Source organism: Samsonia erythrinae, from assembly GCF_004342665.1.
GTDB lineage: Bacteria > Pseudomonadota > Gammaproteobacteria > Enterobacterales > Enterobacteriaceae > Samsonia > Samsonia erythrinae.
Map to the genome: position 1 here is coordinate 19,357 of NZ_SMBY01000002.1, position 20,055 is coordinate 39,411.

Annotated in this window: 17 protein-coding genes; 9 read left to right on the forward strand and 8 right to left on the reverse strand. The window is 55.8% G+C overall.

Features of this window, described 5'->3' with window-relative positions; all coding sequences use genetic code 11:
- Genes EDC54_RS04505 through tldD form a run of 4 tightly spaced genes read left to right on the forward strand, consistent with a single transcriptional unit; the run spans nucleotide 1 to nucleotide 7,420 of the window.
- Nucleotides 1-594, forward strand: coding sequence for a Maf family protein (locus tag EDC54_RS04505; RefSeq protein ID WP_132453718.1), 594 nt, complete (start codon nucleotides 1-3; stop codon nucleotides 592-594).
- Complete coding sequence (gene rng / locus EDC54_RS04510; RefSeq protein ID WP_132453720.1) at nucleotides 584-2,053, forward strand: ribonuclease G; 1,470 nt, start codon at nucleotides 584-586, stop codon at nucleotides 2,051-2,053. Before EDC54_RS04505 ends, rng begins: the two co-directional genes overlap by 11 nt.
- 40 nt (nucleotides 2,054-2,093) lie before the next feature.
- Nucleotides 2,094-5,918, forward strand: coding sequence for an AsmA2 domain-containing protein YhdP (gene yhdP, locus EDC54_RS04515; RefSeq protein WP_132453722.1), 3,825 nt, complete (start codon nucleotides 2,094-2,096; stop codon nucleotides 5,916-5,918).
- Nucleotides 5,919-5,974: 56 nt separating this feature from the next.
- On the forward strand, nucleotides 5,975-7,420 hold the full coding sequence (gene tldD, locus EDC54_RS04520) for a metalloprotease TldD (RefSeq protein WP_132453724.1): 1,446 nt from the start codon (nucleotides 5,975-5,977) through the stop codon (nucleotides 7,418-7,420).
- Between the two features lie 39 nt (nucleotides 7,421-7,459).
- On the opposite strand, the gene aaeR is transcribed toward tldD, so the two are convergent.
- Nucleotides 7,460-8,401 (reverse strand): HTH-type transcriptional activator AaeR, encoded by a 942-nt coding sequence (gene aaeR / locus EDC54_RS04525; RefSeq protein WP_132453726.1) that lies wholly within the window; start codon nucleotides 8,399-8,401, stop codon nucleotides 7,460-7,462.
- Nucleotides 8,402-8,763: 362 nt separating this feature from the next.
- On the opposite strand from aaeR, the gene aaeX reads away from it, so the two are divergent.
- The 4 genes from aaeX to EDC54_RS04545 all read left to right on the forward strand — a co-directional run bounded on the left by aaeX (nucleotide 8,764) and on the right by EDC54_RS04545 (nucleotide 13,556).
- Nucleotides 8,764-8,967 (forward strand): p-hydroxybenzoic acid efflux pump operon protein AaeX, encoded by a 204-nt coding sequence (gene aaeX / locus EDC54_RS04530; RefSeq protein ID WP_132453728.1) that lies wholly within the window; start codon nucleotides 8,764-8,766, stop codon nucleotides 8,965-8,967.
- Between the two features lie 7 nt (nucleotides 8,968-8,974).
- Complete coding sequence (gene aaeA / locus EDC54_RS04535; RefSeq protein ID WP_132453730.1) at nucleotides 8,975-9,964, forward strand: p-hydroxybenzoic acid efflux pump subunit AaeA; 990 nt, start codon at nucleotides 8,975-8,977, stop codon at nucleotides 9,962-9,964.
- A gap of 11 nt (nucleotides 9,965-9,975) precedes the next feature.
- Nucleotides 9,976-11,964 carry a p-hydroxybenzoic acid efflux pump subunit AaeB gene (gene aaeB / locus EDC54_RS04540; RefSeq protein ID WP_132453732.1) on the forward strand — a complete coding sequence of 663 codons (1,989 nt, stop codon included), beginning with the start codon at nucleotides 9,976-9,978 and terminating at the stop codon, nucleotides 11,962-11,964.
- A 137-nt stretch (nucleotides 11,965-12,101) separates the two neighbouring features.
- Nucleotides 12,102-13,556 (forward strand): NAD-dependent succinate-semialdehyde dehydrogenase, encoded by a 1,455-nt coding sequence (locus tag EDC54_RS04545; protein WP_132453734.1) that lies wholly within the window; start codon nucleotides 12,102-12,104, stop codon nucleotides 13,554-13,556.
- Nucleotides 13,557-13,631: 75 nt separating this feature from the next.
- On the opposite strand, the gene yjgA is transcribed toward EDC54_RS04545, so the two are convergent.
- Entirely contained in the window at nucleotides 13,632-14,183 is a 552-nt protein-coding gene (gene yjgA, locus EDC54_RS04550; RefSeq protein ID WP_132453736.1) for a ribosome biogenesis factor YjgA, read from the reverse strand.
- A gap of 252 nt (nucleotides 14,184-14,435) precedes the next feature.
- Between yjgA and pmbA the strand changes: the two genes are divergently transcribed.
- Nucleotides 14,436-15,776, forward strand: a complete 1,341-nt coding sequence (gene pmbA / locus EDC54_RS04555) for a metalloprotease PmbA (protein ID WP_132453738.1) — start codon at nucleotides 14,436-14,438, stop codon at nucleotides 15,774-15,776.
- 72 nt (nucleotides 15,777-15,848) lie between these two features.
- Here pmbA and rnk read toward each other — a convergent pair whose 3' ends face one another.
- The 6 genes from rnk to rpoN all read right to left on the reverse strand — a co-directional run bounded on the left by rnk (nucleotide 15,849) and on the right by rpoN (nucleotide 20,011).
- Entirely contained in the window at nucleotides 15,849-16,259 is a 411-nt protein-coding gene (gene rnk, locus EDC54_RS04560; RefSeq protein WP_132453740.1) for a nucleoside diphosphate kinase regulator, read from the reverse strand.
- Nucleotides 16,260-16,409: 150 nt separating this feature from the next.
- On the reverse strand, nucleotides 16,410-16,682 hold the full coding sequence (gene npr / locus EDC54_RS04565) for a PTS phosphocarrier protein NPr (protein ID WP_132453742.1): 273 nt from the start codon (nucleotides 16,680-16,682) through the stop codon (nucleotides 16,410-16,412).
- An 11-nt stretch (nucleotides 16,683-16,693) separates the two neighbouring features.
- Nucleotides 16,694-17,551: an RNase adapter RapZ gene (rapZ, locus tag EDC54_RS04570; protein WP_132453744.1), complete on the reverse strand. Its 858-nt coding sequence runs from the start codon at nucleotides 17,549-17,551 to the stop codon at nucleotides 16,694-16,696.
- A gap of 144 nt (nucleotides 17,552-17,695) precedes the next feature.
- On the reverse strand, nucleotides 17,696-18,169 hold the full coding sequence (gene ptsN, locus EDC54_RS04575; protein ID WP_132453746.1) for a PTS IIA-like nitrogen regulatory protein PtsN: 474 nt from the start codon (nucleotides 18,167-18,169) through the stop codon (nucleotides 17,696-17,698).
- 98 nt (nucleotides 18,170-18,267) lie between these two features.
- Entirely contained in the window at nucleotides 18,268-18,555 is a 288-nt protein-coding gene (gene hpf, locus EDC54_RS04580) for a ribosome hibernation promoting factor (RefSeq protein WP_132453748.1), read from the reverse strand.
- A gap of 22 nt (nucleotides 18,556-18,577) precedes the next feature.
- Nucleotides 18,578-20,011, reverse strand: a complete 1,434-nt coding sequence (gene rpoN, locus EDC54_RS04585) for an RNA polymerase factor sigma-54 (protein WP_132453750.1) — start codon at nucleotides 20,009-20,011, stop codon at nucleotides 18,578-18,580.
- Between the last annotated feature and the right edge of the window lie 44 nt (nucleotides 20,012-20,055).

The following is a 20,055-nucleotide window of genomic DNA, read 5'->3' on the forward strand; positions in this document are numbered from 1 at the left end:
ATGACCCAGCTTTATCTGGCCTCTGCTTCTCCCCGCCGTCGGGAACTGCTGACGCAGCTCGACATCCCTTTTTCTGTGCTGAACGTGGCGGTGGAAGAAGTGAGTTTATCGCAAGAGGCGGCGGAAACCTACGTCCGGCGTTTGGCGCATGAAAAGGCCATCGCTGGCGTGGCGGCGGCGCCGTTCGATCTCCCGGTTCTGGGGGCGGACACCATCGTGGCCTTGAACGGGCAGGTATTGGAAAAGCCGCGCGATGAGGCCCATGCGGCGGAAATGCTGAGTCAACTGTCGGGAAAACAACATCAGGTGATGACCGCCGTCGCGCTGGCGGACAGAGACGATATATTAAGCGCTCTGGTGATCACCGATGTCGTCTTTCGTCCACTGTCGCCACAGGATATCGAACGTTATATCGCCAGCGGAGAGCCGATGGATAAAGCAGGGGCTTATGGAATTCAGGGAAAAGGTGGGTGCTTTGTCCGGTCGCTCAGCGGAAGCTATTATGCGGTGGTGGGATTGCCGCTGGTCGAAACACATGAGCTGTTCAGTAATTTTGCTGCGCTGAGGGGCGCAAGAGGGAAACATGACTGCTGAGTTACTGGTAAACGTTACACCTTCGGAAACGCGGGTTGCCTACATTGATGGCGGCATTCTGCAAGAGATCCACATTGAGCGTGAAGCGAAGCGCGGTATTGTCGGCAACATTTATAAAGGGCGCGTAAGCCGCGTCTTGCCGGGGATGCAGGCCGCGTTTGTGGATATCGGTCTGGATAAGGCGGCGTTCCTGCACGCGTCCGATATTATGCCGCATACCGAATGTGTTGCCGGTGATGAACAGAAGAATTTCCACGTCCGTGATATTGCCGAACTGGTGCGCCAGGGACAGGACCTGATGGTGCAGGTCGTGAAAGATCCGCTGGGCACCAAAGGCGCGCGTCTCACCACCGATATCACGTTGCCGTCGCGCTATCTGGTGTTTATGCCCGGGGCATCGCACGTGGGCGTTTCACAACGCATTGAAAGCGAAGCCGAGCGTGAACGCCTGAAGAAGACGGTCGCCGAATATTGCGACGATCAGGGTGGTTTCATTATCCGCACTGCCGCAGAAGGGATTGGCGAAGAAGAGCTTTCTCAGGATGCCGCGTTTCTGAAGCGCCTGTGGGGCAAAGTCATGGAACGCAAGAAGCGTAACCAGAGTAAATACAAGCTCTACGGCGAAGTCGCGCTCGCACAGCGGATTTTACGGGATTTCGCGGGGGCGGAGCTGGATCGTATTCGGATTGATTCCCGGCTGACATATGAAGCGCTGCTGGAGTTTACCTCCGAATATATCCCGGAAATGACCAATAAGCTTGAGCACTATGCGGGTAAACAGCCGATTTTTGACCTGTTTGATGTCGAAAACGAGATCCAGCGTTCGCTGGATAGAAAGGTTGAGCTGAAGTCTGGCGGCTATTTGATTATCGACCAGACGGAAGCGATGACGACCATCGACATCAATACCGGTGCGTTTGTTGGCCACCGCAATCTGGATGAAACCATTTTCAATACCAACACGGAAGCCACGCAGGCGATTGCGCGGCAGCTGCGTCTGCGTAACCTCGGCGGTATCATCATTATCGATTTCATTGATATGAACAACGAAGAACACCGTCGGCGTGTGTTGCATTCTTTAGAGCAGGCGCTGAGTAAAGATCGGGTGAAAACCAGTATTAGTGGTTTCTCTCAGCTAGGCTTAGTGGAGATGACGCGTAAGCGTACCCGTGAAAGCATCGAACACATACTCTGTCATGAGTGCCCGACGTGCCGTGGTCGTGGTACGGTGAAGACGGTAGAAAGCGTTTGTTATGAAATCATGCGTGAAATCGTGCGGGTGCATCACGCGTATGACACCGATCGCTTCCTGGTCTACGCTTCGCCCGCGGTGGGGGAAGCGCTGAAAAGTGAAGAATCGCATGCGTTAGCTGAGGTCGAAATTTTCGTCGGCAAGCAGGTCAAAGTACAAATCGAACCCCTGTATAGCCAGGAACAATTTGACGTCGTAATGATGTAATTCGTTCGCTCGTCGTCGGCGACGAAAAGAGGAGAAATGAGTGAGGCGACTGCCCGGAATACTCGCCGTCACGGGCGCCACGCTTGTCGTGATGGTTGCGCTGTTAGTCAGCGGCTTAAGACTGGCGCTGCCGCAGCTCGATCATTTCCGGCCACAGCTGGTGGACTGGGTGCAGTCTGCTGCCGGTGTGCCATTGGAAATCGGCGCGCTGAAGGGGCGCTGGGCGTCTTTTGGCCCGACGCTGGAAATTGAAAAATTGCGCACGTCCCTGCCGGAATCGAACTGGCAGGTTGAGCGTGTAACGCTGGCGTTGGATGTGTGGCAGTCGTTGCTGCACGGACGCTGGCAGTTTCGCGATCTGACTTTTCATCAGTTAACGCTTGAACTCAAGAGTCCTTTGAATGCGCAGCGGCAGAACAGCAAGCTGATCGAATCGGGGGATATCAGCGACCTTTTCCTGCGCCAGTTCGATCACTTTGATTTGCGCGACAGTCACATTACCTTTCTTACGCCTTCCGGCTCCCGGGCGGAACTGAGCATTCCCCAACTGACCTGGCTGAATTCCGATAAACGACACCGTGCGGAAGGTTTGATCAGCCTGTCGAGCTTTAACGGTCAGCATGGCGTGGTGCAAATGCGCATGGATTTGCACGATGAGCAGGGGTTGCTTAGCAATGGCACGCTCTATCTGCAAGCCGACAATATCGATATGAAGCCCTGGCTCAGTCGCTGGATGAAAAACAGTACCGGGCTGAAAAGCGCCGATTTCAGTCTGGCGGCGTGGCTGAATATTCGTGAGGGCGATATTCATCGCGGCGACGTGTTTCTCAATGAGGGAACGGCGAGCTGGGGGGAGGGGAATGAATCGCATCGCCTGAACGTTGATGACATGACGCTGCACGTCAGCCGTCAGGAAAATGGCTGGCAGGTCGATATTCCCGCCTTGAATCTGGCGACGGATGGCATTGCCTGGCCAACTGGCCGGCTTTCCGCGCTCTGGCTGCCTAAGAATGAACACCTGCTGGGTCCAGATCGTCAAGAGGAGCTGCGTATTCGTGCCAGCAATCTGGCGCTGGAACGCGTGAGCACGCTGCTTCCGCTGCTGTCCGGCACCACGCCCGCCCTGAAACAACGATGGGCGGCGCTGCAACCGACAGGCACGGTGAATCACGTTGCCGTGGATATCCCCTTGCAACAGCCAGAAAGAAGCCGCTTTCAGACAAGCTGGCAGGATGTGAGCTGGAAAGCGTGGAAATTACTGCCGGGGATCGATCATTTCTCCGGTTCCGCCAGCGGGAGCGCCGAACGTGGGCAGATTAAGATGGCGTTAGCGCAGAGTACGCTGCCTTACGCTGAGATGTTTCGCGCGCCGCTGGAGATCAAACAGGCGAGCGGCACGATTGACTGGCGTAATGACGCGCAGGGGTTGGCACTCTGGAGTCATCGGCTGAATGTACAGGCGAAATCGCTCTGGGCTAACGGTGATTTTCGCTATGAGCAGCCCGCCAAACAGGCGCCGCGGCTGGATATTCTGGCGGGGATTCGGATGACCGATGCGGCAGATGCCTGGCGTTATTATCCGGAACCCTTTATGGGCACCGAGGTGGTGGATTATCTGAGCGGCGCGCTCAAAGGGGGACGCGTCGATAACGCGACGTTGATTTTTGCCGGTAACCCGCAGCGTTTCCCGTTTACGCATAATGAAGGTCAGTTTGAAGTTTGGGTGCCGGTGAAGGATGCGACTTTTGAATTTCAACCGGACTGGCCGGCGCTGACGCCGTTGGATATTCAGCTGGATTTCGCGAATAACGGACTGAGGATGTTTGCGCCGCAAATCTGGCTGGGTCAGGTAGAAGGCAAAAATATCAGCGCGGTTATTCCTGACTATGCAAAAGAGCGACTGTTCATTGAGGGTGAACTGGCGGGACCGGGGCCTGAAGTGGGAAACTATTTCCATCAGACGCCGCTGGCATCTTCGCTGGGCACGGCGCTGGATGCGCTGAACATCGGCGGGCCGGTGCAGGGAACGGTGCGTCTTGATATTCCGCTTGCCGGCGACGACGTGCGCGCCAGCGGCGACATCACGCTGAACAATAACAGCCTGTACATCAAGCCGCTGGATACCACGATTAAAAATCTCTCAGGTAAATTCCACTACGATAACGGCAACTTACGCAGCGAAACGCTCCGGGCGAATTGGCTAAATCAGCCGATGGCCGTTAATTTCACGACGCAAGAGCAGGAAAAGGCTTTTTTGGTGAATGTGGGCTTACAGGGCGCATGGCAGCCAGCGCTGTTGCCCGGTTTACCAGCATCGGCGAAAAAAGCTTTGTCCGGCGCCGCGGACTGGAAGAGCACGGTTGCCTTAACGCTGCCGCACTCGGGTAAAACGACCTATGATGTTGATGTGAAGGCGGATTTTAAAGAAGTAAGCAGTCACTTACCTCGCCCGCTGGCGAAACACGCCGGCGAGAGTCTGCCGTTAGACGTTAAAGCCAGCGGCGATTTGAACGGTTTTGCGATGCATGGCCGGATAGGTAAGGCGAACCGTTTCAATAGCCAATGGCTGCTGAAAGGCGATGCGGTGACGTTGGCACGGGCGAGCTGGCAGAATGGAGGCAGCGCGGCGCCTGCGTTGCCGGACGATTCCGCCTTGGTGCTCGATCTTCCGCCGTTGGATGGTGAAAACTGGCTGGCGCTCTTGCCGGCGCTGCACACATCGACGGAGGGGAAAAAAGCGAGCCGTTCCTTCCGGTTGCCGAAAGCCGTCACGCTGCGGACGCCTGAAATACAGCTGCTGGGACAGCAGTGGCACGATCTGGACATCACACGCCAAAATACGCTAAGCGGCAGTGCCGTGCAGGTGAAAGGGCGTGAAATCGATGGAACGATTGAGATGCCGAATCAGGGCATGTGGCGCGGCGATATCCGGTATCTCTACTACAACCCGCAGTGGAAAGGGAATGAAGCCACCAACCCGATTGCGCTGGCAGAGAAGAAATCACCGCTTAACGATCCGAGCATCAGTTTTGACAACTGGCCGCCTCTGACCGTTAACTGTCGCCAGTGCTGGATTATCGGGCAGAATATGGGGCGTATTCAGGGAACGCTGCTGCCGGAAAAAGAAAAGCTGACGCTGGAGGACGGTATCATTGATACCGGCAAAGCCCGCCTGACGGTCAGCGGCACCTGGCAGGAAAATGCCGCAGGCGTGCGAACTGCGCTGAAAGGCCGCCTGAAGGGCGATAGTCTGGAGCAGAATGCCGACTGGTTTGGCGTGAGTTCGCCACTGAAAGCCGGTTCTTTCGATGTGGATTACGATCTGTATTGGCGCGGTACGCCGTGGGCGCCGGATATCGCCAGCCTGAGCGGGATATTGCATACGCGCATTGGCAAGGGGGAAATTGCGCAAGCCGATACGGGCCAGGCTGCGCAGCTACTGCGTTTGCTGAGCTTTGATGCGCTGATGCGTAAGCTACGCTTTGATTTTAGCGATACGTTCGGCAGCGGGTTCTATTTTGATTCGATCAGCAACACGATATGGATTAAAGATGGCGTGATGCATACGGATGATATGCTGATCGACGGGCTTGAGGCGGATATCGCGTTGAAAGGCGATCTCGACCTTACCCAATGGCAGATTGATGTGGAAGCGGTCATCGCCCCGGAAATTTCCGCCACGGTGGGCGTGGCGACGGCATTCGCCGTCAATCCGGTGGTGGGGGCCGCCGTGTTTGCGGCCAGCAAGGTACTGGCGCCGCTATGGAACAAGATTTCGCTGATCCGCTACCATATCTCCGGCAGCGTCGATCAGCCGAAGATTCAGGAAGTGCTGCGTGAGCCGAACAAAAAGAAGGGCGGATAGCGCCGTGAGCGTCACGCAGCGTACTCAGCCGATTATCAGATAAAGAGTGAAAAACTATGAGCCTTTCGTTTGTCAGTGAGCAATTACTCACCGCCAACAACTTAAAACTTGACGATCTCGCGGCTGTTCTGGGGACGCTCAACGCGCGTCGGCTGGATTATGCCGATCTTTATTTCCAATCCAGCTACCATGAATCCTGGATACTGGAAGATCGTATTATCAAAGACGGTTCTTATAACATCGATCAGGGCGTGGGGATCCGTGCGATTGACGGTGAAAAAACCGGGTTCGCCTACGCCGATCAGATTACGCTGAATGCCTTGCACCAGAGCGCGCAGGCGGCGCGCAGCATTGTACGGGAACAGGGTTCCGGCACCGCACGCACATTGGGGGAGGTTGCGCATCGTTCTCTCTACCCGGCGTTGAATCCGCTGGACAGCCTGACGCGTGAAGACAAGATTGCGCTGTTGCAGCGTGCTGACACCATCGCGCGGGCTGCCGATGCGCGCGTACAGGAGGTCACGGCTAGCCTGACCGGCGTGTATGAACTGGTGCTGGTGGCGGCGACGGATGGCACGCTGGCGGCGGATGTGCGTCCGCTGGTTCGCCTGTCGATCAGCGTGCTGGTGGAGGCCGAGGGCAAACGTGAGCGTGGCGCCAGCGGTGGCGGTGCTCGCAGCGGCTATGAGTATTTCTGGGCCGTCGTCGATGGTGAGGCGCGCGTTGATGCCTGGGCGAAAGAAGCGGTGCGCATGGCGCTGGTTAACCTGTCGGCGGTGGCGGCGCCCGCGGGGTCGATGCCCGTCGTGCTGGGGGCCGGCTGGCCGGGCGTGTTGCTGCATGAAGCCGTAGGGCACGGGCTGGAAGGGGATTTCAACCGTCGCGGCACCTCCGTCTTTAGCGGGCAGATAGGGCAGTTGGTTGCGTCTGAGCTGTGTACGGTGGTGGATGACGGCACATTAGCGGGGCGTCGTGGTTCCCTTGCGATGGACGATGAAGGGGTGCCGGGGCAATACAACGTTCTGATCGAGAACGGGGTTCTGAAAGGCTACATGCAGGACAAGCTGAATGCTCGTCTGATGGGCGTTGCGCCAACCGGTAACGGTCGTCGTGAGTCATATGCGCATCTGCCCATGCCGCGCATGACCAACACGTATATGCTGGCCGGGAAATCCACGCCGGAAGACATTCTTGCCAGCGTGGAATACGGTCTGTACGCGCCCAACTTTGGCGGCGGTCAGGTGGATATCACGTCCGGCAAGTTCGTTTTCTCGACATCCGAAGCGTACCTGATTGAAAAAGGACGCGTTACCACACCGGTTAAAGGGGCGACGCTGATTGGATCCGGTATTGAGGCGATGCAGCAGATCTCAATGGTGGGCAACGATCTGGCGCTGGATAAGGGCGTTGGCGTGTGTGGCAAAGAAGGGCAGAGCCTGCCGGTTGGCGTAGGTCAGCCTACGCTGAAACTGGAAAGCCTGACCGTCGGCGGCACGGCCTAACGTTTCCCGCCCTCTGATGTTTGTCGGAACCGCGCTTTATTAGCGCGGTTTTTGTTCATCCCGATCATGTTGCCGATAACCCTGATACGTCAGCGCAACGTTTTTGAAGTATTCCGTCATGTAATTGATGCACACCTGTACTTTCAGCGGCAGGTTATCTTTGCGGGTATAGAGTGCGTAGACCGGGCGGGGATCGGAATGATAACGGTTGAACAGAATCTCGATGTCGCCACGATTGATTTCGTCGACAACCCACATCAGCGGCACGTAAGCGATACCGGCGCCAACTTTCAGCCAGCGTACCAGCGTTTGGGGATCGTTAGTGACAAAGCGGCCATGTGGCGTGACGGGCGTCGAAATGCCTTCGGGGGCGATCAGCTCGAATTCGCTGTCTGGCCGCACGCTATACTCCAGCCAGGAAAAATTCACCATATCCGCCGGTTTCTCCGGCGTGCCGTGCTGCGCCAGATAGCTTTTGGCGGCGCAGACCACCATTGGCATCGAGCCTAAGCGTGTGGAGAACAGGCTCGAATCCTGTAGCGCGCCGACGCGGATAACGATATCCAGCCCGTCGGCAATCAGGTCGGGGGCCGGGATCCCGGTGACCAGATTGACGGATAGGCCGGGGTACTCCTTCAACATCGCGGCGGTCATCGTCGATAACACATTTTGCGCCATGGTGGATGAACTACCGATGCGCAACGTACCGATTGGCGTGTTATTGAATGCATAGAGCTGCTCGTGGACTTCATGCGCTTCATGCAGCATGCGGCAGCAGCCGTGATAGTAAATCTTCCCGGCTTCCGTCAGGCCGATGCTGCGCGTGCTGCGGTTAAGCAGCTTGATTTGTAGCTGGTTTTCGAGCTTGGTGACGGTTTGGCTGACGGCAGATACGCTCATCTGCAACTGACGGGCGGCGGCGGTAAAAGAGCCAAACTCCACGACCTTGGCAAACACCGACATACTCTTTAGTCTTTCCATTATTCACTCTGACTTAAAAGTGATTTAGATCACACTATGTAGATAAGGTGATAATAACCATCCATAATATAGCGTATCTAATGGTGCCGGGCGGCACATTCTTCGCCGCCCGTCAGGTGAATCTCTTATCTTAACCTGAAAGCCAACGGGCATAATGCTTATCGTTGTCCCTGATTGTTCACTGCCAGCCAGTCTATACTGACATTGCAACTCATGAGTTTAACGTACCCGATCCGCTGGCGGCCAGCCTGCGCGATAACGCATTTTTGTCTTCCGCACAACGGCACCATCACTCGGTATGATTTTGCATCCGGTAGCGCGCCTGTTCGTTACCGTCACCTATTTGAGAAAAGGAAAAGAGGATGAGTTCACTCCCGGTTATGGTGTTGTTCGGGCTGTCATTTCCCCCGGTATTTTTTGTCTTGCTGGTGTCGCTGGCGCTGTTTTTTGTCGTAAATCGTCTGCTACAGCCGACGGGGATCTATGACTTCGTCTGGCATCCGGCGCTGTTTAATAGCGCGCTGTTCTGCTGCCTGTTTTATTTACTGTTCCGTTTCGGCCTGTGAGGTATTTGTGAAAACGTATTTTGTCACTTTGTTCAGACAACAGGCCGTACTGCTTAAAAAGCTGAGCCGCGTGGTCATCACGCTGGTGGTTGTGTTGTGCGCCATTGTCGCGATCTTTCGCATGTGGGCGTTCTATACCGAATCGCCCTGGACGCGCGACGCCAAATTTACGGCGGATGTCGTGGCGATAGCGCCGGATGTCAGCGGGTTGCTGACGGAAGTCCGCGTCACGGACAATCAACTGGTGAAAGAAGGCGACGTACTGTTTGTTATCGATCGGCCGCGCTACCAGCAGGCGGTGGCGCAAGCGCAAGCGGACGTGGCTTATTATCAGGCGCTGGTAACGGAAAAACGCCGGGAATCCGGGCGTCGGGCGCGGTTGGGCATCAGCGCGATGTCGCAGGAAAATATCGATCAGTCCACGAATGCGCTGGAAACCGCCACGCACCAGCTTGCGAAAGCGCAGGCGGTACTGGCGTTGGCGAAACTGGAGCTGGAGCGCACCGTGGTGCGAGCCCCTGCCGACGGTTGGATCACGAATCTGAATGTACACAGCGGTGAGTTTATCGAACGCGGTAATACGGCGGTGGCGCTGGTTAAAAAAGACTCCTTCTACCTGCTGGCGTATATGGAAGAAACCAAGCTGGAAGGCGTGCGCCGCGGCTATCGCGCGGAAATTACCCCGTTGGGTAGCGAAAAGATCTTTTATGGCACGGTGGACAGCGTCGCGGCTGGGGTGAATAGCGCCAGCAGCAGCACCAGCAACCGCAACAGCAACAGCACGAACTCGAAGGGGCTGGCCGATGTGGATTCCAATCTGGAATGGGTCCGTTTGGCGCAGCGCGTACCGGTAAAAATCCGTCTCGATCGCCAAATGGGCGACCTGTATCCGGCTGGTACGACGGCAACGGTGGTGATCACCGGCGAGCAGGTCAACAATGACAAGAAACCTTCGCCTCTCATCCGTTTTCTCTATCGCCTGCGTGAATTTGGTTAAGTGAGACGGCGATGAGAAACTTGCGGTTGACAGGACACCCGCTGTTCACAACACCGGGATTCGTGCGTTTTCGCTATGCCTTCAAGCTGAGCTTCGCCATCGTATTGGCGCTGTTTCTGGGGTTCCATTTGCAGTTGGAAACGCCCCGCTGGTCGGTGCTGACGGCGGCGATTGTCGCTGCCGTTCCGGCGTTCGCCGCGGGCGGCGAGCCATTTTCCGGTGCGATTCGCCACCGTGGTATGTTGCGCGTTATTGGTACGTTTATTGGCTGTATCGGCGCGCTTGTCATCATTATCGCCACCGTTCGCGCGCCAGTGGTGATGTTGATGCTGTGCTGTCTTTGGGCTGGCCTCTGCACCTGGGTTTCCTCGCTGGTCAGCATTGAAAATTCCTATATATTCGGGCTGTCCGGCTATACCACGTTAATCATTATTGTGTCGACGCAGGGAACCCCGCTGCTGACGCCACAGTTTGCCGTCGAACGCTGTAGTGAGATTGTGCTGGGCATTGTGTGCGCCATTTTGGCAGATTTGCTGTTTTCGCCGCGTTCGATCAAACAGGAGGTTGACCGCAGCATCAGTGAATTGCTGGTGGATCAGTATCGGTTGCTGCAACTCAGCCTGAGCGGGGCGGACAATGCGGTGATAGACCGTGCGTGGCATGCGCTGGTGCGCAAGACCACGGCGTTAAACGGCATGCGCAGCAGCCTGATGATGGAGTCCTCGCGCTGGCAGAACAGCAATCGCCGCTTAACGTCGCTGCATACGCAGTCGCTGACGATGATTACGCAGGCGTGTGAAACCTACCTGGTTTTGCAGGACGTTCCAACGCACGTAAGAAGCAGCCTGAAACTGGTGTTGGATCAGCCGGTTGAGTCGTTTCGCGATGTGCATTGCCGTCTCAAAGCATTACGCCACCTGATTGCGGCAGACAGCCGCGGCGTACCGCCAACGTTGATCGGTTGGGTCGGGGCAGCGACGCGCTATCTGCTGTTGGCGAAGGGCGTTCAGACCAACGTGCGTATTAATGCGATTGAAGCCGATGTGCTCAACAGCGATGTGGAAATTAAAGCCCCATCGGCCGAAACCCATCATGCCATGATCAACGGCTTACGTACCGGCGTGGCCACCGCGTTGGGCTGCCTGTTCTGGTTGAGCACCGGTTGGACGTCAGGCAGCGTGTGTATGGTGATGATCGCGGTGGTGACGTCGCTTGCCATGCGTTTGCCGAACCCCCAGATGATGGCGAAGGACTTTCTTTTCGGCACGATCTACGCGCTACCGCTGGGGGCGTTGATGTTTATCTTTGTGATGCCCTCGACGCAGCAAAGTATGTTGCTGCTATGCCTGAGTCTGGGGGCGATGGCCTTCTTTCTTGGTATCGAAATACAAAAACGTCGGCTGGGGTCGCTGGGCGCATTAGCCAGTACCATCAATATTCTGGTGCTGGATAACCCGATGACCTTCAACATCAACGCGTTTCTGGACAGCGCGATCGGCCAGATCATCGGCTGTTTTCTGGCGATGATGGTGATCCTGTTGATCCGCGATAACACCAAGGCCCATACCGGCAGAACGCTGCTGAACCGTTTTGTTTATGGTGCGGTTTCGGCGTTGACGACCAACACGACGCGGCGTAAGGAAAATCACCTGCCGGCGCTGTATCAGCAGTTATTCCTGTTGCTGAACCGCTTTCCTGATGACATTGCCAAGTATCGTCTCGCGCTGTGGTTGATCATCATGCACCAACGCCTGAGAACGCTGGATATCCCGCAAAACGCGATGCTGTCGGCCTCCCATCGCCAGATTCGCGCGACGGCGGAGCAGGTGATTTTGGCGCGGCGTGAGACCACGCGCAGCCGCTATTTCACGCAGTTGTTGGACGAGCTTGACGGTTACCAACAGCGGCTGGCGGAGCACCAGCTTCCCCCGAGCATCACGTTGCCCGTGGGAAGACTGGCCGGGATTCTGCATGATTACCAGCATGCGCTAAGTCGCTAATCCATACGGGATGAGTGGCTTAAGTGCACCCGCGATTAGTCCGAGAGTGGCGCAGGCTGCGCCCATCGCTTCTATACTGAATCAGGTATCGCTTCTCTCATAACCTGTGGGAATGACCCTTTTCAGGAGGTAACGTGATGTCAGGGCAGCATTTTCAGGATCATAAACTGTTTCAAACGGGCTACTTTGTTGCCGGGAAATGGCAGCAGAGCGGCACAACCTTTGAGGTCGTCAATCCCGCGACGGGTGAACCTATTGCCAACGTGGCGAAAGCAGGCAAAAAAGAGACGCAGGCCGCCATTGACGCCGCCTATGATGCTTTTCCCGGCTGGAAGCGTAAAACCGCGAAGGCGCGCGCCGAAATTTTGTTTCGCTGGTACGAACTGATTTTGCAGAACAAACGCTATCTGGCGGAACTCATGACCGCCGAGCAGGGCAAGCCGCTACAGGAAGCCGAAGGCGAAGTCATCTATGCGGCGAATTTTATTCAGTGGTTCGCCGAGCAGGGGAAACGGGCCAACGGTGAAATTATTCCGCCCGCCAAACCGGGGTCGAAAATTTATGCCACGCGTGAACCGGTCGGGGTCGTGGTGGCGATTACGCCGTGGAATTTCCCGCTGGCGATGTTGACGCGTAAGCTCGGGCCTGCACTGGCGGCGGGCTGCACCGGCGTGATCAAGCCCGCCAATAATACGCCGCTGTCCGCATTTGCGCTGCTGGCGCTGGCGCAACAGGCGGGCGTGCCGGACGGTGTGCTCAATGGCGTGGCGGGGGATACGCAGGCGATTAGCGATACCGTGATGGCGAGCGATAAAGTGCGCAAAATCTCTTTCACTGGCTCAACGTCGGTGGGAAAAACGCTGGTGCGCAACGCTGCCGATACCATGAAGCGCGTTTCGATGGAATTGGGCGGCAATGCGCCCTATATCGTCTTTGACGACGCGGATATTCAGGCGGCGGTGAAGGGCGCCATCGCCAACCGTTTCCGCAATGCCGGTCAGGTGTGCGTTAGCGCCAACCGTTTTTATATTCAGGATGGCGTTTACGACAAGTTTGTGTCTTTGCTGGCGGAAGAGGTGAAAACGCTGAAGGTCGGCAACGGGATGGATGAGGGCGTTGTACTCGGCCCGCTGATTGATTCCGCCGCCGTCGAGAAAGTGGAACAGCATGTGAATGATGCGGTGGAAAAAGGCGGCCGGGTGCTGGTCGGCGGTAAACGGCATCCGCTTGGCCACAGCTTCTTTGAACCGACGGTGATTGCTGATGCCAGCGAAGAGATGTTGCTTGCGCAGGAAGAAACCTTTGGCCCGGTTGCCCCTTGTTTCCGTTTTAAAACGGAAGATGAGGTGATTCAGCGCGCGAATAATACGCCGTTTGGTCTGGCGGCCTATTTCTACAGCCAGAATCTACAGCGTGTTTTTCGCGTAGCGGAAGCGTTGGAGAGCGGCATGATTGGGATTAACGAATGTGCCGTCTCTTCCGAACTGGCGCCATTCGGTGGCGTGAAAGAATCCGGGTTGGGTCGTGAAGGTTCAGTGCTGGGCCTGGATGAATTTCTGGAAGTGAAAACCTGGCATCTGGGCGGGTTGTGATTAGAAAACAGTAAACCCGTTCAGACGCCGAGACCACATGGGATGAGGACGAGCCGCCTCATCCTGTGGTTGCCATTACGCTTCGGTTTCGGCCAGTTCACGCAGATACTGGAAGATCTGGCGAGCGGCTTTTGGCGGTTTGTTTGCGGCTTTTTCTTTCTGCGCATTACGCACCAGAGAACGCAACTGCTGGCGGTCAGCGTGCGGATACAACGCCAGAATATCCGGGATCACATCGTCCCCTTCGGTAATTAGACGATCGCGTAATTGTTCCAGCTTGTGGAACAGCGCCACCTGCTGATTATGGCGATTGTTCAGCTTATCCAGCGCTGTCTGAATCGGCTCCGGGTCGCGGGCGCGTAACAGCTTGCCAATCAGCTGTAGTTGGCGACGGCGCCCTTCTTTCTTGATCCGCTGCGCCAGCTCCACCGCGGCACGCAGATCGTCGTCCAGCGGGATTTTTTCCAGGGCATTTTTACCCAGATTAACCAACTCCGCCCCGAGATCTTTCAACGCCTCGGCATCGCGTTTTATTTCGCTTTTGCTGACCCAGATAATTTCATCATCTTCGTCGTCTTCTTGATTATCCGGGATGTCATTTAACCAGTCTTCGTCTTTATGCTTCATGGTTGGCTCCTAAAAAGTGTCCAGGAGCAATGCTTAACGCTATTGATAGCGGCTCCGGGATGGTGAACAGCGCGCCCACCAGAAAAAAAGAGGCTGATACTAACAGGTTTAGGCTTTGTGCGAAATTGTCTGTAGATCCTGTTAGACTAGAAAGCATTATGCTACACCTTTTTATGCTCGTGACAGCATATCCCTCTATCTTACCCGTTCCGGGGGAAGGGGTGGCTTTCTTCCACTCATTATGGCAGAACAATGACGATAACTACTCAGGTTGCAGAGCAGCGTAAAGCGCTGGAACTCGCGGTGGCACAGGCGCTGGAACTGGCGCGCGCCGGTTCCGATGCGGCGGAAGTCGCGGTGTCAAAAACGACGGGCATTAGCGTCAGCACCCGGTATGGCGACGTTGAAAATGTCGAATTCAATAGCGACGGCGCGCTGGGCATTACGGTCTATCACCAGCAGCGTAAAGGTAGCGCTTCGTCTACCGATCTCAGTCCGGATGCGATAGCGCGTACCGTACAGGCGGCGTTGGATATCGCACGCTATACCTCTGTCGATCCGTTCGCCGGTCCTGCGGATCGGGATCTGCTGGCATTTGACGCACCGGATCTCGATCTGTTCCATCCGGCTGAGCTGGATGCGGATCGCGGTATCGAGTTGGCCGCTCGTGCAGAGCAGGCGGCATTGCAGGCCGACAAGCGCATTACCAACACCGAAGGGGGCAGCTTTAACAGCCACTACGGCGTTAGGGTGTTCGGCAATAGCCACGGCATGCTGCAAAGCTACTGTTCCAGCCGTCACTCCATGTCCAGTTGCGTCATTGCCGAGATTAACGGTGAGATGGAGCGGGATTATGCCTACACCGTCGGTCGAGCGCTGGACGATTTGCGGAGCCCCGAATGGGTGGGCGAAGAGTGTGCGCGCCGCACGCTGTCCCGCCTGTCGCCGCGCAAGCTGTCAACGATGCAGGCGCCGGTCCTGTTTTCTGCGGAAGTGGCGACCGGCCTGTTTGGCCATTTGGTGGGCGCAATCAGCGGCGGCAGCGTTTATCGCAAATCCACCTTCCTGCTGGATAAACTGGGTCAGCAGATTCTGCCGGCGTGGTTGACGATTGAGGAACAGCCGCACTTGCTCAAGGGGCTGGCCTCCACGCCGTTTGACAGCGAAGGCGTGCGCACGCGGGCGCGTGAGATTGTTAAAGACGGGGTATTGCAGACCTGGCTGCTGACGAGTTATTCCGCGCGTAAACTGGGGCTGCAAAGCACGGGACATGCCGGCGGTATTCATAACTGGCGCATTGCCGGACAAGGGCTGGATTTTGACGGTATGTTGCAACAGATGGGCAAGGGGCTGTTGGTGACTGAATTGATGGGGCAGGGCGTGAGCGGCGTAACGGGGGATTATTCCCGTGGGGCGTCCGGTTTCTGGGTCGAAAACGGTGAAATTCAGTATCCGGTCAGCGAGATCACGATTGCCGGCAACCTGAAAGACATGCTGCGCAATATTGTGACGATAGGGAATGATATTGAAACCCGGAGCAACATTCAGTGTGGTTCCGTGTTGCTGCCTGAGATGAAGATCGCCGGCGAATAACTCAGCAGGGTAACCGTCGCCGTCGGCAGAGTCCGACGGCTGTTACTTACCGCACTGGCTGGTTACGCCAGCTTAGCGGCGATATTCGCCTGCGGCTTCAGGCTGATAAAGTAACTCTAAGACTTCGATACGCGTCTCTTCGCCGTTTGGCAACTGCCAGGCGATAGCGTTTCCCACGTGCATTCCCAGCAGCGCCGCGCCTAGCGGCGCCATCACCGACAGGGGTGCCTGACTGTCCTTCACCGCGCTTGGGTATACCAGCGTGCGAATGTGCTCTTCGTTGGTGTTCAGATCGCGGAAACGCACCCGACTATTCATGGTGACAACATCTGAAGGGATGGATTCCGGCGGCAGTATCTCTGCGCGATCCAATTCCTCATTCAACGCCTGCGCAACATCGCTGTCCGCAAAAGCGGGCTGCTCCAATAACATATCCAGACGTTCTGCATCCAGTTCACTGATTGTCAGGTTAGGTTTCTTCATACTCCTCTCCAGTTGGTATTGATAAAAAGAACCCCCCGGCCCAAAGGAACGGGGGGTATAAAAAATGATGATAGGGATAGTAGGAGGTTCGGCAAGGAAAGTGAAGTGTTCGCTGTCACGAACTCAAAAGGATATTCCGCAGGGAAAGATCTAATCTTCGTCGAACCCGGCTTCAAACAGTTCAATTACGGTGGCCAGCGCCTGAATTTCATCCGGGCCTGTTGCTTCCACCTCAATGAAACGCCCTTTGGCCGAATCCAGCATCAGCATCGCAATAACGCTGCTGGCTTCGGCTTCGGTGCCGCTCTCATTACGCAATATCACTTCGGCATCAAAGCTTTGCACCAGCTCAAACAGTTTCATGGCAGGCCGGGCATGCATGCCCAGCCTGTTTTTGATTTCAACCGTTTGCCGGACTGTCATATATGGCCTGATTAAGATGGTTTACGCTTTTCCAGCGTACGGTGGCGAGATTGCACGTTTTTACCGCGTGAGCGGAAGTAGTCTGCCAGCTGTTCTGCGACGTAGACGGAACGATGTTTACCGCCTGTACAGCCGATGGCGACAGTCAGGTAGCTACGGTTATTGGTCTCCAGCATCGGCAACCACAGTTCCAGATAGCTGCGAGTCTGATAGATGAAATTGTGAACTTCGGTGTGCCTGTCGAGGAAGGAAGCGACGGGCTTATCCAGACCGGTCATCGGGCGCAGTTTCGGATCCCAGTGCGGATTCGGCAGGAAACGCACGTCAAAGACATAATCCGCATCGATGGGGATACCGTGTTTGAAGCCGAATGATTCGAACACCATGGTCAGTTCGCGTTCGCGTTTGCCGAGCAGGCGGGTGCGTAACATTTCCGCCAGTTCGTGTACCGACATCTCTGAGGTGTCGATAATCAGATCGGCGCGTGAACGCAGGGGTTCCAACAGGTCGCTTTCTTCATCGATGGCGCTTTCCAGCGACAGATTTTTACTGGATAACGGGTGCAAACGACGGGTGTCGCTGTAGCGGCGGATCAGCGTATTGCGGTCGGCATCGAGGAACAGCAACTGAGGCGAGAAGCTCTGCGGCAACTGTTCCATGGCATGCTCGAAGATTTCCGGTGATTCCGGCATGTTGCGCACGTCAATGCTGACCGCCGCAGAAATATTGCGCGCCGCAAGCGTATTAGCCAGTTCCGGCAACAGCACAACGGGCAGGTTATCTACACAGTAGAATCCCATATCTTCCAGTGCGCGCAGGGCGACCGATTTCCCTGAGCCTGAGCGACCACTGACAATCATCAGCACCATCTGACGACTCTCCTCTGGCAACGTGATGGCGAACTTCTCATTGCCACTGTGTTGATAAAATAAAAAATGACGACTTCGCGCACGGACACGATCATGCTCCGCTCCTACCGTGAAGCGCCAGTTTTCACGCAGATAACGGCCCGATTAACCCGCTTCCGTCATAATCTGGTACAGCTCTTCATCGCTTTGCGCCGCCCGCAGGCGTCGACAAACCGTTTTGTCCGCCAACCGCTTGGCGACAAGCGACAGGGTATGTAAATGGGTTTTACATTGTTCCGCCGGAACCAGCAAGGCAAAAAGCAGATCAACTGCCTGATTATCAACGGCATCGAATGCGATCGGTTGCGCCAACTGAATGAAAACGCCGATAGCGCCCGGCGCGTTATCGTCCTCCAACTTACCGTGGGGGATCGCGATCCCGCCGCCAATCCCGGTGCTGCCCATCCGCTCCCGGGTCAGGATGGCATCAAAGACGATCTGCGAGGGAATGTTGAGCTGTCTGGCGGCCAGCTCGCTGATAATTTCCAATGCCCGTTTCTTACTCTGGCAGTGGACGGCGCTTCGGGTGCACTCAGGACGTAGTACCGTGCTGAGTTGCCATTCGGGATCGTTGTTCATTTTATCTTCACTTGACGATGCTTTTTCGCTTCTGGTGATCCCGGCCCGTCACATGGACAGGCCGGGTTTGTTCCTTTGCCAAGCGGCAAAGAAGAAAATTAGTGCTGCTTCAATTTATCTTTATGCTTATTGAGCTGTCGTGCCAGTTTATCAATTAATACGTCTATTGCGGCGTACATATCTTCCGATTCCGAGGTTGCATGCAGCTCTCCGCCGTTCACGTGGAGCGTGGCATCGGCAATTTGCTGAACTTTCTCCACTCTCAATACCACATTGACCTGATTAATCCGGTCAAAATACTGCTCTAACTTGGCAAACTTACCCTTGATGAAATCCCGCAGCGGTTCGGTGATTTCGATGTGGTGTCCGGTAATGTTGAGCTGCATGGCGTCTTCCTTCTAGTTGGAATCAAACCAGCTGTTTACGCTGATTTGATGGTGGGATAGATAAAGACTCTCGGTATTTTGCGACGGTACGGCGCGCCACGATGATACCCTGCTCGGAGAGCAGCGTCGTGAGCTTGCTGTCGCTTAACGGTTTCGCGGGGTTTTCCGCCGCAATCAGTTTCTTCACCAGCGCACGGATCGCCGTTGACGAGGCTTCTCCCCCGCTGTCGGTATTTACGTGGCTGGAGAAGAAATATTTTAGCTCAAAAATGCCGCGAGGGCTGTTCAGGAACTTCTGTGTCGTCACGCGCGAGATGGTGGATTCATGCATCTCCACGGCCTGCGCGATGTCGGCCAGCACCATCGGCTTCATGAATTCTTCACCCTGCTCGAAGAAATCCTGCTGTTGTTCGACGATACAGCGGGTGACTTTCAGCAGCGTGTCGTTGCGGCTTTCGAGGCTCTTGATGAGCCAGCGCGCCTCTTGCAGGTTGCTGCGGATAAATTGTCCGTCGCTGTCATTGCGTGCGCTGTTGCCCAGCGCCGCGTATTGCTGATTAATTTGCAGTCTGGGAATGCTGTCGGTGTTGAGTTCAACGACCCAGCGGTTTTGGACTTTACGCACCAGTACGTCGGGGATCACATATTCCGATTCACCGGTGTTAATCGACTGTCCCGGTCTGGGATCAAGCGACTGGATGAGCGCCAGCGCTTCTTTCAGCTCATCTTCTTTCAGGCGCGTGATGCGGATCAGGCTGCGGAAATCATGGTTGCCTAACAGATCGAGATGCTCGCTGACGATCAGGCGTGCTTCGGCCAGACGCGGCGTGCCGTTGGCATACTGAGAAAGCTGTACCAGCAGGCAGTCGCGCAGATCGCGTGCGGCGACGCCGACAGGGTCAAAGCGCTGCACGCGTTTAAGCACGGCTTCAACTTCTTCCAGCGTCACATCGTCGTCGCCGATGCTCTCCAGAATGTCCTCCAACGGCACGGTCAGGTAGCCGGTGTTGTCCACCGCATCAACGATCGAGGTAGCAATGGCGGCATCGGTGTCTGAAAATGGCGTCAGCTCAACCTGCCACATTAAGTAATCCTGGAGCGTTTGCGTGGTTTCGCCCTGATAGATTGGGCGTTCTTCATCACGATAGTCGGTGCCGGTGCCCGACGGCGTGCCGGCCGAGTAAATCTCATCCCAGGTGGCGTCGAGCGGCAGTTCTTCCGGCATGTCCCTTTGCTCAAGGGCTTCGCCGGTATCTAATGAATCGCTGTCCGCTTTTTCAACGGACGCGATCTCATCGTGGTGATCCGCCTGTTCGAGCAACGGATTGCTTTCCAGCGCCTGTTGAATCTCTTGTTGCAGTTCAAGCGTGGACAGTTGCAGCAAGCGGATCGCCTGTTGGAGCTGTGGAGTCATGGCCAGTTGCTGGCTAAGCCTGAGTTGCAAACCTTGCTTCATAAATCGCGCTAACGTCCCATCAGTACTGCAAGAGAAAAAATTAC

Bases quoted from the DNA above. Each gene is read 5' to 3' on its own strand.
- npr (WP_132453742.1), bottom strand. From the start codon at position 16,682: ATGACAGTCCGGCAAACGGTTGAAATCAAAAACAGGCTGGGCATGCAT.
- rng (WP_132453720.1), top strand. From the start codon at position 584: ATGACTGCTGAGTTACTGGTAAACGTTACACCTTCGGAAACGCGGGTT.
- hpf (WP_132453748.1), bottom strand. From the start codon at position 18,555: ATGCAGCTCAACATTACCGGACACCACATCGAAATCACCGAACCGCTG.
- pmbA (WP_132453738.1), top strand. From the start codon at position 14,436: ATGACGATAACTACTCAGGTTGCAGAGCAGCGTAAAGCGCTGGAACTC.
- rapZ (WP_132453744.1), bottom strand. From the start codon at position 17,551: ATGGTGCTGATGATTGTCAGTGGTCGCTCAGGCTCAGGGAAATCGGTC.
- rpoN (WP_132453750.1), bottom strand. From the start codon at position 20,011: ATGAAGCAAGGTTTGCAACTCAGGCTTAGCCAGCAACTGGCCATGACT.
- aaeB (WP_132453732.1), top strand. From the start codon at position 9,976: ATGAGAAACTTGCGGTTGACAGGACACCCGCTGTTCACAACACCGGGA.
- yjgA (WP_132453736.1), bottom strand. From the start codon at position 14,183: ATGAAGCATAAAGACGAAGACTGGTTAAATGACATCCCGGATAATCAA.
- tldD (WP_132453724.1), top strand. From the start codon at position 5,975: ATGAGCCTTTCGTTTGTCAGTGAGCAATTACTCACCGCCAACAACTTA.
- rnk (WP_132453740.1), bottom strand. From the start codon at position 16,259: ATGAAGAAACCTAACCTGACAATCAGTGAACTGGATGCAGAACGTCTG.
- aaeR (WP_132453726.1), bottom strand. From the start codon at position 8,401: ATGGAAAGACTAAAGAGTATGTCGGTGTTTGCCAAGGTCGTGGAGTTT.
- EDC54_RS04505 (WP_132453718.1), top strand. From the start codon at position 1: ATGACCCAGCTTTATCTGGCCTCTGCTTCTCCCCGCCGTCGGGAACTG.
- aaeX (WP_132453728.1), top strand. From the start codon at position 8,764: ATGAGTTCACTCCCGGTTATGGTGTTGTTCGGGCTGTCATTTCCCCCG.
- ptsN (WP_132453746.1), bottom strand. From the start codon at position 18,169: ATGAACAACGATCCCGAATGGCAACTCAGCACGGTACTACGTCCTGAG.
- EDC54_RS04545 (WP_132453734.1), top strand. From the start codon at position 12,102: ATGTCAGGGCAGCATTTTCAGGATCATAAACTGTTTCAAACGGGCTAC.